We start from the raw sequence: 12,789 nt of genomic DNA, 5'->3' as shown, positions 1-12,789 counted from the left end.
GCCGCTGTGAAAAGCTGGATCCGGCCGGCAGGCTCAGATAGAAAAAGTTACGGCTGATCGGCACAGAAATCATGGCGATCAGGGCGCCGCTTTCACGACCAGCTTCTGATTCGGGAATTCACCGAACATCTCCGGCGCATACATCGCTTCGACCCGCGTCGGCGGCAGATTGAATTCGCCGGCATTGTTCAGCCGCACGGTGTAAGTGATGCTGGTGCGGCCCTTGGGCATGCGCTGATAGTAGGCGCGATAGGCTTCGAAGCTGCGCTCTTCATAGGCCAGCCAGGCATCGCCGCGCGAACGCCCATCGTCTTCACCGGAACGTGAAATCGCCGAATCGCGGCCCAGTCCGGAGCCCAGCAAACTGGCGCCTGCCGGCACCGGATCGCTCAGTACCACCCAGCTCATGTCGGACTGCGCGTCGATGTCCACCGTAATTCGCAAGACGTCGCCGCGCGTAAACGCACCGCTGGTCTTTTGCTCCACCGGCACGACGCTGCGCGTGATCCGATAGCCGCTGGAGAAGGCCTGCTTCAGCGGCACTGCAGCCAGACTTTGCAGCGTGATCCAGGGCTTGCCGCCGCCGTCCTGCGTGAATCTGGCTGCACCGCCGGCCATCGCTGCGCCGACAGTCGCTGCCGGTGCAGGAGCAGCAGCTGTCGCTTTCGGCCACGGCAATTGCAGCTTGCCGCCCTCAGCCGCATTCCAGCTGAAGCTCTGACTGACGGGTGCCGCGCCGTTCTGCTCCAGCGCCACGCGCGTCGTGCCTGTGACTTTTTCCGACTCGAACTTGCGCGCGAATTTATCGAGCGCCAGGCTGCCCCAGACATTGGCGGTGGTGGTGCTCCAATGACCGCGCTGCTGACGCTGAATGGCGCCGGCGACGATCTTCGGCATGTCGTCGCGCCAGGCCGGATTGTTCAGCTCCAGCAGGATCAGACGATTGGCATTGGAGTCGCCATTGCTCATCAGCCACCACCAGTAATCGCCCTCTTCGTTCGAGAAGCCCATGCGCGTGCCCTGATAATTCAGACGCGCGCGCAGGATCTGCTCGGCTTCATCCAGCTTGCGCTGACGATCCGGAAGCGCGCTCACGCGTTGCAGTACAGCGATCCAGTCGAGCACGGCGGAAGTCGGCCACTGGTTGGGATTGATCTGCAGCGAACCCAGCATCGCCGGCTGCACGCGATTGAAGCGCGACAAGGCTTCCAGCGCCGCCAGCTTGCGCACGTCCAGATCCTTCTGCGGCGACCAGAAATCGCGCGTGATGCGGCCTTCGACAAAGTTGCTCAGCGCATCCAGCATCTTGTCGCGACTGGCTTGCGGAATCGCATAGCCGGCTTCATTGGTGGCCGCCAGCAGATAGGCCGTGAGCGTATCGCTGCCGCGCCGGGCACCGCTGTCGGCAGGCGGAAAGTAATACGCCAGACCATCGCCATCCAGATAGGTGGGCAGATCGGTCGCCACCTTCTGCCACATGGCGGCGTCGCGCAGACCGATCGCCTTGGAGGTCTGCTGCTCCAGGCAAGAGAAGGGATACGTGGCGAAGTAGCGCGTGATGCCTTCACTGCCGCCGGCCAGAGAAGGTCGCAGCGCCACGCTCAGACCGCCGCGTCCCGGCAGGCTGTCCGCCGGTTGCGCCACGCTCATGCTGGCGCTCTTATCGAGCTGGAACAGCGTCGCCTGCTGTACCGTGACTGGCACTGCCGGCACCACGCGCTGGCTCAGTTTCATGGCGTCGCGTGCATTCTGCCCGCCTTGCTCCTGCGCGCTGATTTCCCATGCCAGCTGGCCGATGTCCTGCGGCACGCTGACCGGCCACGCCACCTCACGCGATTCGCCTGCGGGTACGGCGACCACCGCATCCGGCAAGTTCAGCGCGACTGGCGCCGTACTGCCGATGCCGCCGGCCCTGGCCGTCACCTTGATCTGCATCGCATGCGTGGTGGTATTGCGCACCGTCACCGCGCCGCTGAAACTATCCCCCTCACGCACCAGCGGCGGCAGACCGGAAATCAATTGCACATCCTGCGTCGAGCGAATGCTGACGCTACCGGTGCCGAACAGGCTGGCGCCACTCTCGGCCACCGCGACGATGCGGAATGAGGTCAATGCGTCGTTCAGCGGCACGTCGATCTGCGCATGGCCGTTGGCGTCCAGCACCAGATTCGGCTTCCACAGCAACAGGGTATCGAACAGCTCGCGGGTCGGCGCCTTGCCGCCACCACCGCCGGCCGGGGTGGCCTTCTTGCCGTAGTGGCGTTTGCCGACCACCTGCATCTGCGCAGTCGAGGTTTCGATGCCGTAGCTGCGCCGCTGCAACATGGCTTCCAACAGCTCCCAGCTATGGTTGGGTTCCAGTTCGAGCAGCGCCTCGTCCACCGCCGCCAGCGCGATTTCAGCACCGGCCGCCGGTTTGCCGTCGGGCAGATTGACCTGCACGTCAACCTTGGCCAGCGCGCGAATCGGATAGGCGCTCTTGTCGCTCTTCAGCGCCACCTGCAGTTTGTGACCGGCGTCACCCACCGAAATTTCGGCGATGCCGAACTTGTAAGCCGGCTTGGACAGGTCGATGACCGGCCCCGGCGATTGATATTCGTGGAACTCATGCCACCAGTTGACCGGCTCTTTCCAGCCCCAGACGAAGAAGGAATACCAGGGCACCTCGCGCATGCGGCCGCGCACCGCCAGCACCGAGACATAGACGTTAGGGCCAAAGGAAGCCTTGATCGGCAGACTGATGGTCGGGTCCTGCCCGCTCAGTTGCACCACCTGGGTTTCCATCACGCCTTCGCGCTCGACTGCCACCAGCGCGGTCGCATAGCGGAACGGCATGCGCACCTGGAACTTGGCGGTGTCGCCCGGCTGATAGTTTTTCTTTTCCGGCAGGATGTCGATGCGATCCTGATTCTCGCCGTCGAACCATAGCTCGCCCTGGCTGGTCACCCACACCGCAGACTTGGCGCTCGCAACATTGCCGGCGGCATCCTTGGCGGTGGCGATCAGCTCGACATTGCCGGCTTCGCTCAACTCGGTATCGCACATGAACAAACCGTTCTTGTCGCTCTTGCCAGAGCACAGCTTGCCGAGGTCCTTGGACGATTCAGTATTTTCGTAAGCGTAAAAACCGCCGACCATGCGCTTGCGGTGCGAATTGGTCTGACGCGACACCGCACGGATTTCCACCGGCACGCCGGCCTGCGGCTGACCCGCGGTGCTGAGCGCCACTGCGCTCAGCGTCAGCTTCTTCTTGACCGACACCCAACTGCCGGCCTTGACGCCGATCATCACCGCCGACGGCCACAGCGGCGTGACATTGGAGATGGTCTGAATCTCGCCGTTGGGATCGCTGTAGGTCATCTCGGTCAGCAATTCGCGCACGTCGCCGCCGACCGGCAGATTGTGGATCACGGTCTTGCCGCTGCCGCTCTTGTCCAGCGTCACCGGCAATTTGTTGGCGACGATTTTCTGTTCTTCGGCGCTGCTGCGTTGCTCGTCGGTGGGCGGTTCGAAGGAGAAACCATCGTATGCACTGAACGACACGCTGCGCTTGCGCAGCATGCTGCTGATCTGCACCGACTGGCCGGAGGCGCCGCCGCCGTTGAGATAATTCAGTTGCACGTCGAGCGGCATTTCCTTGACCGCCACCAGCGCGCCCTTGGGCGGCGTGATGCGGCCCTGCATCAGCGGCAGGCGGAATTCTTCGACGCGGAAGTTGCCGGTGTAGAAGGAGCGGCTGCCGCCCTCGCCATCGCCGCGACTTTCCTCGTCGCCGTCCGCCGCATCGGCATTGCCCTGCGGCGGCTTGTTGCTGACGGCGCCGCTATCGAGGATCACCTGATATGAACCGAGCTTGGCGTCCTTGGGCAGAGCGAACACCGTCTCGGCATTCTTCTGCCCGCGCCAGCGCAGCGGGAATTGATATTCCTGGCCGCTGCCCTCGTGCATGATGCGCACCCGTGTCGGCAAATCGCCGCTCTTGGCCAGACCGAAACCCTGCATGTTCTGCACGCGGAATTCGTGCTTCATCGACACCGTCTCGCCGGCCCGCAGCAAAGTGCGATCAAAGATGGTGTGAGCGCGCGCGGTGGAAATCTTGTCGTTGTTGACCGGCAGATTGAAGCGCCAGTTTTCGATGCCGTCGTTCCATGAAGTCAATGCAAAGGCCATGTCGGCACGGCCCTTTTCATCGCTCTTGCGGGCGCTGACGAACAGACCGTTGAAGCGTCCTTCTTCATATGGCAGTCGCTCGCAGGCATCTTCCAGCGGCGGCATCATGGCGATGCCGCTGGCGTTGGTCTTGCCCTGCCAGATCTGATCGCCCTTGCAGTTCGAGACGCGCACATCGGCATCGGCCACCGGTTTGGCATTGTCCAGGCGCGTCACCCACACCGCGCCGTTTTCACGGCCCAGTTTCACGTGCACCGAGAGATTGGTGACCAGCGCGCTGGTGCGCACATACATGGGCTGCGGCTTGCCGAGCAGCGCCGCGCCCAGCTTTTGCGACTCCAGCTCGACCACATAGAAACCCGGATCCTTGAGTGGAATGCCGACCACTTCGAAGGGCCAGCTGCCGTCCTTGGCATCCTTCACCGCCGGCAGGTCGAGCTTGCGCACGCCTGATTCCTTGCTGAGCAAACTGATGCTGCGGCTGTCGATCTGCTTGGGATCGCTGCTGCCCCATTTTTCGTGATAGCGGTTCAGGCGCTGCATCCAGGCGATGATGCCCTTGTCGCCATCAACCTTCATGTCGGCCACTTTGCCGGGCAAGGTCTTGCCGTCGGCTCCGCGCACAGTGAGACCGGCTTCGACCCTGCGCAAGGTCACCGGCAAGGTCGGATCGGCATTCAGCTCAATGATGCCGAAAGGCGCTGCGGCGAACTTGGCCAGTGGCGGAAAATCGGCGGTGCGCGACTTCAGCGGGAACATCGAGGCATTGGCCAGCGGCCGTCCGCTGCCATCCTTGAAGCCCGAAGGAAGCGTGATGGTGAACTCGGATTTTTCCGGGAACGGGGGCTTGAAGGTGACCGAGCCGACTTCTTCATCGCCGCTGCCGCTGTTGTTATCGGGCTGCGGCTTGAACTTGCTGCCGCCGGCGTTCAGTTCGATGCCCTGCGCCAGCTTGCGCGACACCGGCGAAGTGAAGGACAGCGTCAGCGGCAGAATCGGCGCGCAGGCGGCATTGGCGTTCTCGCGCTGGCAACTGAAGCTGGCGCTGAATTCCGGCCGCACCTTGAACTTGAACGTGCGCGGCTGAGTGGTGACGATACCGGCGCCGCCGGCAGCGGCGATGCCCTTGTCCCACACCAGTTTCATCTCGGCGTCATTGGGCAGACGCTGCTGACACTGCAGCACGCTGACCAGCGCCGGATCGACATCGTTGGCGAATTCCTTCAGCAGCGCCTTGCGATCGGCGTCCGATACGAACTTGACCGGGATGCGCTCGTGCACGCCTTCGGCTTCGCAATACACATGCTCGCGGATGCTGGCGGCCGTCGCCGCGCCGTTCTGAATCAGGATGAAAGCCTGCTCCTCTTCAATCAGCGCGCCGGCATAGGGCTGGACGCGCGTGACGGCCGGGCCGCCGGTATTGAACTGAAACCGGTTCTTGCCGCCGACCGGATTGCCGGCCACGCTCTTGAAATCGGTCCGGGCGCTAAAGCTGCAACGCGTGCCGGGCGGCAGATCGCGCTCGAAATCGAAAATCCAGTTCTTGTCGTCGGCCCAGCGCGAGGTGCCGGCCACCGGACAATCGACATCGAAAGGCGCAGCCGCCTTGGGGTCGCCGAAGCGCACCATGGCTTCGGAAAAACGCGCACGCACCTGACGCACCTGCGCGACTTCACCCTGCGGAGAAAACGTCGACACGGCGGCATTGGCGGCGTATGCAGAGGTCGGAGAAATCGTGCCGCCGGCGATGACGCCTGCTGCCAGCAGCAAACTCAGACTCAGGGCCTTGCCTTGCAGGGCGACGGCGAACGAATGGCGCAGACGCTGGAACAAAGAAACGGACGACGCATAGAAGGATGTCAAATGCGGCCTTGCATATGATGAGGCTATGGCCTGGTTGATGTTTTCATGACTGACAGACAAGACCCCGTGCATGCGCATCGACTTCATTATTGTTTTCTCCGTTTGTATTTTTGGCGAACCTGCTCTAGACCATGCCTGCCCGATTTCAGTTCGGACTCAGAGCTTACATTGCAGGAAATCAAGAAAACAAGTGATACGTCTCGATAATTGAGTATTGCGGTAATAAACAGCCTGAATCTTTTGCTGGTAGCCGCTGTACGATTTTTCCAGCAGCTTGACCAGACGCCCGGCTGCGATGTCGGCATCCGACATGAAATTGGACAGGCTGGCGATGCCCTGCCCATGCAAGGCCAGTTGCCGTATCGTTTCGCCGCTGGAGGCGCGCAGCGCCAGTTGCGCCGGATAGCGATCACCCTCTTCGTAGCGCAGCGGCCACATGTTCAGCGAGTCGGGCTGGGTGAAACCGATCAGGCGATGCTTGCCCAGCGCCGCCACGGTTTTCGGTTCGCCGAAACGCTGAAGGTATTCAGGGCTGGCGACCAGATTCAGCCGTGCCGAACTGAGCGGCTTGGCGTGCAAGGTCGAGTCCTGCAATTCGCCGATGCGGATGGCGATGTCGGTGCGCTGCTCCACCAGATCGATGAAACGATCATTGGTGGTCAGCTCCAGCTCGATCTCCGGATACGCTTCGCGAAAGGCGCCGACATGCGGCACGATACAGTGCAGCATGAAAGGCGCCGAAGCATCCACCCTCAGCTTGCCGACCGGCTTCTGACTGAAGATGCGCACCGAATCCTCGGCCTGCTCGATGGCGGCGACGATGGCGCGCGATTGATCCAGAAAGGTCCGCCCCTCCTCGGTCAGATCCATGCGGCGCGTGGTGCGCGTCAGCAGACTGGTGCCAAGTTTTTCTTCCAGCCGCGACAAGGCGCGACTGACGCCGGAAGTGGTCTGATCCAGCACTTCGGCCGCGGCGCTCAGGCTGCCGGCCTCGACCACGGCGATAAAGATGCGCATTTCTTCCGATTGAATCGCCATTCTTGACTCCAGATCAAATATTTTTTGATTTTAACGGTGTTTTTCTCAACAAAGCAATTGGGCACAATGCTTCATCGTTGGAAAACAGCCTCTGCAGCTTTGTACCTTGGCGGATTCGCACCGTAGCGATCCAGCGCTGCCGACGACCTGAACCATTTAACCCTTCACTCCGGAGTCATCATGCCAATTGCCTTGTGGGCGCTCACCATCAGCGCTTTCGCGATAGGAACCACCGAATTCGTCATCATGGGCCTGCTGCCCGAGGTCGCCAACAATCTTGGCGTCACGCTTTCTTCCGCCGGCCTGCTGGTCACCGGCTATGCGCTGGGCGTATTCGTCGGCGCCCCGCTGATCACCGCCACCACCGGCAAGCTGCCGCGCAAGACGCTGCTGCTGAGCCTGATGGTGATCTTCGTCATCGGCAACCTGGGTTGTGCGCTGGCGCCCGATTACACCACGCTGATGATCGCCCGCGTAGTCTCCTCGTTTGCCCATGGCGCATTCTTCGGTGTCGGCTCGGTGGTCGCCACCAGCCTGGTGCCCAAGGAAAAACAGGCCTCCGCCATCGCCCTGATGTTCACCGGCCTGACCGTCGCCAACGTGCTGGGCGTGCCCTTCGGCACCTGGCTCGGCCAATCCTACGGCTGGCGCGCCACGTTCTGGGCGGTGACCGTGATCGGCATCATCGCCCTGCTGGCCACCGCCTATCTGGTGCCGCGTTCGCAAGGCAAGGATGCGCAGGCCGATCTGTCGCATGAACTGCGCGTGCTGGGTCGTCCGCAGGTGCTGCTGGGCCTGCTGATGACGGTGCTGGGTTTCGGCGGCGTATTCACTGCCTTCACCTATATCGCACCGATTCTGACCGAGATCAGCGGCTTCCCGGCCGGCGCGGTGTCGCCCATCCTGCTGTTGTTCGGTGTCGGTCTGGTGATCGGCAATCTGCTGGGCGGCAAGCTGGCCGATAAACGCCTGATGCCGACGCTGGTGATGAGCCTGCTGTTGCTGGCCGCGGTGCTGGCAGTGTTCGGTCTGAGCAGCCACAACCAGATCGCAGCCATCATCGGCGTCGGCCTGCTCGGCGTAGCCTCGTTCGCCACCGTGCCGCCGCTGCAGATGCGCGTGCTGGCCAAGGCCGATGGCGCGCCGAATCTGGCTTCGTCGGTAAATATTGCCGCCTTCAATCTGGGCAATGCAGCCGGCGCCTGGCTGGGCGGCGTGACCATCGATCATGGCCCGGGCCTGCATTCGGTGGCCTACGTGGCAGCCCTGATGACCGCCGCCGGCGCAGTCGTGGCGCTGATCAGCTGGAAGCTGGATGGCCGTGGCGCCAAGGTACTGGCCGCAGACCGTCGCATGGCCTGACCGGACGGCACATGCGGAATATTGAAGAGCAAACGAAAACTTGCAGCGGAGGCGCTAGATGACATCACAAACGCAAACACCAGCATCTGAAAAAGTGGCACTGGTGGTCGGCGCCCACGGCGTGATCGGCAGCCGCCTGATCCGGCATCTGCTGAGCGACGCCGATTGGCAAATCGTCGGACTGTCGCGACGCGGTGAGCAAAACGAATCAGACCGACATGAGCGCCTGCGCCACATCGCCATCGATCTGCTGGAGGAAACGGCAACACGCTCCGCACTGAAAGACCTGAAACAGGTTACGCATGTGTTTTATGCCGCCTATCAGCACCGGCCAGGCTGGGCGGAACTGGTGGCGCCGAACATGGCAATGCTGCGCAACGTGGTCGAAGCACTGGAAGCCGTAGACGCCGGCGTGCAGCACATCAGCCTGATGCAGGGCTACAAGGTCTACGGTGGTCATCTGGGCCCGTTCAAGACGCCGGCGCGCGAGAGCGATGCGCACTTCATGCCGCCCGAGTTCATGTTCGATCAGCAGCGTTATCTGCAAGACAAACAGGCGCAAGGCAGCCGCTGGAACTGGTCGGCGATACGTCCGGCGGTGGTGGGCGGCAGCACGCTCGGCAACCCGATGAATCTGGCCCTGGCGATTGCGATGTACGCCTCCATCTCGAAACAGCTGGGCCTGCCGCTGCGCTTTCCCGGCAAGCCAGGCGCTGATGACAAGCTGATTGAAATGACCGATGACGGCTTGCTGGCGCAGGCTACGGTGTGGGCCGCGAATGATGTGCGTTGCGCCAATCAGGCCTTCAATATCGGCAATGGCGACCTCTTCCGCTGGAGCGAGATGTGGCCGAAGATTGCACACTATTTCGGGATGGAAGTCGGCCCCGCCTTGCCCCTGAAACTGGGCGAGGTGATGCGCGACAAGGCGCCGCTGTGGCAAACCATCGTGGCCGCACACGGGCTGCATGCGCATGACTACGGCGCGCTATCAAGCTGGGATTTCGCCGATTTCGTGTTCTCGTGGGACTACGATATGTTCGGCGACGGCAGCAAGGCGCGGCGCTTCGGCTTTCATGAATATGTGGAAAGCGAACAGATGTTTTATCGCCTGTTCGACGATCTGCGGGCGCGCAAGGTCATTCCCTGAACGGCGCAAGCCGAAAAAAAAGAGCTTACCGAAGCAAGCTCTTTTTACATGGCAGCACCGCATGAATCTCGGCAACTCCGGCTTAGGCAAGCCCGTTCAGGAACCCTTCTTGACCCACGCCGCCAGCTGATGCGGACCAAGGCTGTCGTAGTCTTCGAAAGGCTGATGAATCCAGGGATTGGTCGCCAGATAGTCGATATGGAAATCAGGCTCAACGACAGAGCAAGCCTTCCACCACAACACCGCCGACTTGATTTCGGTCACCGCAGGATAGTGCTCCTTCAGATGAGTGACCACCTTCTGCAGCGTCACGCCGGAATCCACCAGATCATCCACCAGCAAAATGCGACCGCCGAGCGTGCCCTTGGTGATGGTGATGTACTTGGCGATGTCGAGCGAGCTGCGAATCGTGCCAGCCGCTTCGCGGTAGGAACTGGTCGACAGGATCGCCAGCGGCACATCGAAAATACGCGACATCACATCGCCGGGGCGCAGGCCGCCACGGGCCAGACACAGTACCTGATCGAACTGCCAGCCGGACTCATGCACCTTCAGTGCCAGCCGTTCGATCAGGCGATTGTAGTCATCCCAGGAGACCCACAGGTCTTTATCGTCGGAGATCTTCATCTTGCTTGTTTTTACTTTTCTTGCAGGTGATCGGATTACTTGAACGGATGGCGCAACACGATGGTTTCTTCGCGGTCAGGACCGGTGGAAATCATGTCGATAGGCACGCCGACCAGTTCTTCGATGCGCTTGATGTAGGCGCGCGCGGTTGCCGGCAGGCCGTCCAGCGTCTTGACGCCGACGGTGGTTTCTTTCCAGCCCGGCATTTCTTCGTAGATCGGTTCGCAACCGGCGGCTTCTTCAGCGCCGACCGGGAAGATGTCGACATGCTTGCCGTTGAGCTTGTAACCGGTGCACAGCTTCAGGGTGTCCAGACCGTCCAGCACGTCCAGCTTGGTCAGGCACATGCCGGTGACGCCGTTGATCTGCACCGAACGCTTCAGCAGCGCAGCATCGAACCAGCCGCAGCGACGCGCACGACCGGTAACGGTGCCGAACTCGTGGCCGACCGAAGCCAGATGCTTGCCGACGCCGACGTCGGTAGGCAGTTCTGCCGGGAACGGGCCGGAGCCGACGCGTGTGGTGTAAGCCTTGGTGATGCCCATGATGTAATGCAGCATGCCTGGACCGACGCCGGTGCCTGCGGCAGCATTACCTGCCACGCAGTTGCTCGAGGTGACGAACGGATAAGTACCGTGATCGACGTCCAGCAGGCTGCCTTGCGCGCCTTCGAACAGGATCTTGCCGCCGTTATTGTGCGCAGCGTACAGGTCGCTGGAGACATCGCTGACCATAGGCTTGAGGCGTTCGACGTTGGACAGCGCATCGTCCAGCGTCTTCTGATAATCGACCGGCTGGGTCTTCAGATACTGGGTCAGCACGAAGTTGTGGTAATCCAGATTGGCCAGCAGCTTTTCGGCAAAACGCTTTTCGTTCAGCAGATCGGCGACGCGGATGGCGCGGCGCGCCACCTTGTCTTCATAGGCCGGGCCGATGCCCTTGCCGGTGGTGCCAATCTTGGCTTCGCCGCGTGCCGCTTCGCGCGCCACGTCCAGCGCCACGTGATATGGCAGGATCAGCGGACAGGCTTCCGACACCTTCAGGCGCGAGGCGACTTCGACGCCGGCAGCCTCCAGCTTGTCGATTTCACGCAGCAGATCCGGCACCGACAGCACCACACCGTTGCCGATGTAGCAAGCCACGCCAGGGCGCATGATGCCCGATGGAATCAGTTGCAGAGCAGTCTTCTGACCGCCGATGACCAGCGTATGGCCGGCATTGTGGCCGCCCTGGAAACGCACCACGCCTTGCGCGTGATCGGTCAGCCAATCGACGATCTTGCCCTTACCTTCGTCGCCCCATTGTGTACCGATGACGACGACATTCTTTGCATTGCTATTCTGTAACATGACTCAGCCCAAAATTTTGATAATCCAATTTCCATTGCTGAATTCGACTGCGCGATCGCAATCGAACTCGTCTTGGTCGTTTTCGTGGCCCGGCAGGCTTTGGATCACGATTTCCCCCGCCCGACGCAATTCCGCTATTTTCTCACGCAGACCGGCTTCGGTGCCCCAAGGCGCGCGAATCGCGCGTTTTCTTTCAGCGCCTGGCATCAGACGAGCCAGTTCGCGCAAATCCATAGAAAAGCCGGTCGCTGGACGCGCCCGGCCAAATGCTTCGCCGACGTGGTCGTAACGGCCGCCGCGCACCACCGCGTTCGGCAGGCCTGGCACATAGGCCGCAAACATCACGCCGCTGTGGTAATGATACCCCCGCAGGTCGGCCAGATCGATGGTGACGTTGGCCGCCTTCACGCTGCCGGCCAGTTCAGCCAGCGCTTGCAACTCATCCAGCGCACGCGCAATGCCCGGCAGTGCCGGCAAGGTGATACGCGCCTTGGCGATCACCGAAATATCGCCGTACAGACCTGGCAACGCCAGCAAGGCATCGCGTGTAGCCGGCTGATAGGCGTTGGAAATGGCGCGCAGACCCGGCACGTCCTTGGACTCCAGCAGGCCGAACAAGGCGGCTTCCTGACCGCGCGCGGCGGCATCATTGGCAATCAGCGCACGCAGCACGCCGACGTGGCACAGATCCAGCCGCACTTCCTGCATGCCGGCCAGCGCCAGCGAGTTCAAGGCCAGCTCCTGGATTTCGGCATCGGCTTCGATGCCGGCATGACCATAAATTTCAGCGCCGATCTGCACCGGCTCACGCGTGGCGTGCAGGCCGGACGGCCGCGTATGCAGCACGCTGCCGGCATAGCACAGACGGGTGACCGAAGCGCGATTGAGCAAGTGGGCGTCGATGCGCGCCACCTGGGTCGTCATGTCAGCGCGCACGCCCAGCGTGCGGCCGGACAATTGATCGACCAGCTTGAAGGTACGCAGGTCGGTGTCCTGACCGGCGCCGGTCAGCAGGGATTCCAAATATTCAAGCAGCGGCGGCATGACCATTTCGTAGCCGTACAGGCGGAAATTATCGAGCAGGCGGCGGCGCAGCTCCTCAATCTTGCGCGCTTCTGACGGCAAGACATCGGCAATGTTTTCAGGAAGAAGCCAGTTAGGCATAAAGCGAATCAATCAGGAAAAGAAAAAGTGTGCTGCGGCAATTCAGTTTGCTTCGATCAGATCGAT

At 61.7% G+C, this 12,789-nt stretch carries 7 protein-coding genes; 2 read left to right on the top strand and 5 right to left on the bottom strand.

Features of this window, described 5'->3' with window-relative positions; genetic code table 11:
- Window positions 1-78: 78 nt before the first annotated feature.
- Window positions 79-6,105, bottom strand: a complete 6,027-nt coding sequence (locus PQR62_RS04400; protein WP_408155728.1) for an alpha-2-macroglobulin family protein — start codon at window positions 6,103-6,105, stop codon at window positions 79-81.
- Window positions 6,106-6,189: 84 nt separating this feature from the next.
- Window positions 6,190-7,071, bottom strand: coding sequence for a LysR family transcriptional regulator (locus PQR62_RS04395; RefSeq protein WP_408155200.1), 882 nt, complete (start codon window positions 7,069-7,071; stop codon window positions 6,190-6,192).
- Window positions 7,072-7,251: 180 nt separating this feature from the next.
- Here PQR62_RS04395 and PQR62_RS04390 point away from each other — a divergent pair, with 180 nt between their 5' ends.
- Together PQR62_RS04390 and PQR62_RS04385 are read left to right on the top strand one after the other, a co-directional pair.
- Entirely contained in the window at window positions 7,252-8,433 is a 1,182-nt protein-coding gene (locus tag PQR62_RS04390) for an MFS transporter (protein ID WP_408155198.1), read from the top strand.
- A gap of 58 nt (window positions 8,434-8,491) precedes the next feature.
- Window positions 8,492-9,583 carry an SDR family oxidoreductase gene (locus PQR62_RS04385; protein ID WP_408155196.1) on the top strand — a complete coding sequence of 364 codons (1,092 nt, stop codon included), beginning with the start codon at window positions 8,492-8,494 and terminating at the stop codon, window positions 9,581-9,583.
- 96 nt (window positions 9,584-9,679) lie between these two features.
- On the opposite strand, the gene PQR62_RS04380 is transcribed toward PQR62_RS04385, so the two are convergent.
- From PQR62_RS04380 to PQR62_RS04370, 3 genes are read right to left on the bottom strand one after another with little or no spacing between them, the layout of a single operon-like run.
- Window positions 9,680-10,210: a phosphoribosyltransferase gene (locus PQR62_RS04380; RefSeq protein WP_408155194.1), complete on the bottom strand. Its 531-nt coding sequence runs from the start codon at window positions 10,208-10,210 to the stop codon at window positions 9,680-9,682.
- Window positions 10,211-10,245: 35 nt separating this feature from the next.
- The gene (locus PQR62_RS04375) at window positions 10,246-11,559 is read right to left on the bottom strand and encodes an adenylosuccinate synthase (RefSeq protein ID WP_408155192.1); all 1,314 of its coding nucleotides are present in this window, start codon (window positions 11,557-11,559) and stop codon (window positions 10,246-10,248) included.
- A gap of 3 nt (window positions 11,560-11,562) precedes the next feature.
- On the bottom strand, window positions 11,563-12,723 hold the full coding sequence (locus tag PQR62_RS04370; RefSeq protein WP_408155190.1) for an ATP phosphoribosyltransferase regulatory subunit: 1,161 nt from the start codon (window positions 12,721-12,723) through the stop codon (window positions 11,563-11,565).
- Between the last annotated feature and the right edge of the window lie 66 nt (window positions 12,724-12,789).

This window comes from Herbaspirillum lusitanum, assembly GCF_046025995.1.
GTDB lineage: Bacteria > Pseudomonadota > Gammaproteobacteria > Burkholderiales > Burkholderiaceae_D > Herbaspirillum > Herbaspirillum lusitanum_A.
The sequence above is the reverse complement of the archived record's forward strand: the minus strand, read 5'-3'. Positions and strand labels throughout refer to the sequence as shown.

Bases quoted from the DNA above. Each gene is read 5' to 3' on its own strand.
- PQR62_RS04400 (WP_408155728.1), bottom strand. From the start codon at position 6,105: ATGCACGGGGTCTTGTCTGTCAGTCATGAAAACATCAACCAGGCCATA.
- PQR62_RS04395 (WP_408155200.1), bottom strand. From the start codon at position 7,071: ATGGCGATTCAATCGGAAGAAATGCGCATCTTTATCGCCGTGGTCGAG.
- PQR62_RS04390 (WP_408155198.1), top strand. From the start codon at position 7,252: ATGCCAATTGCCTTGTGGGCGCTCACCATCAGCGCTTTCGCGATAGGA.
- PQR62_RS04385 (WP_408155196.1), top strand. From the start codon at position 8,492: ATGACATCACAAACGCAAACACCAGCATCTGAAAAAGTGGCACTGGTG.
- PQR62_RS04380 (WP_408155194.1), bottom strand. From the start codon at position 10,210: ATGAAGATCTCCGACGATAAAGACCTGTGGGTCTCCTGGGATGACTAC.
- PQR62_RS04375 (WP_408155192.1), bottom strand. From the start codon at position 11,559: ATGTTACAGAATAGCAATGCAAAGAATGTCGTCGTCATCGGTACACAA.
- PQR62_RS04370 (WP_408155190.1), bottom strand. From the start codon at position 12,723: ATGCCTAACTGGCTTCTTCCTGAAAACATTGCCGATGTCTTGCCGTCA.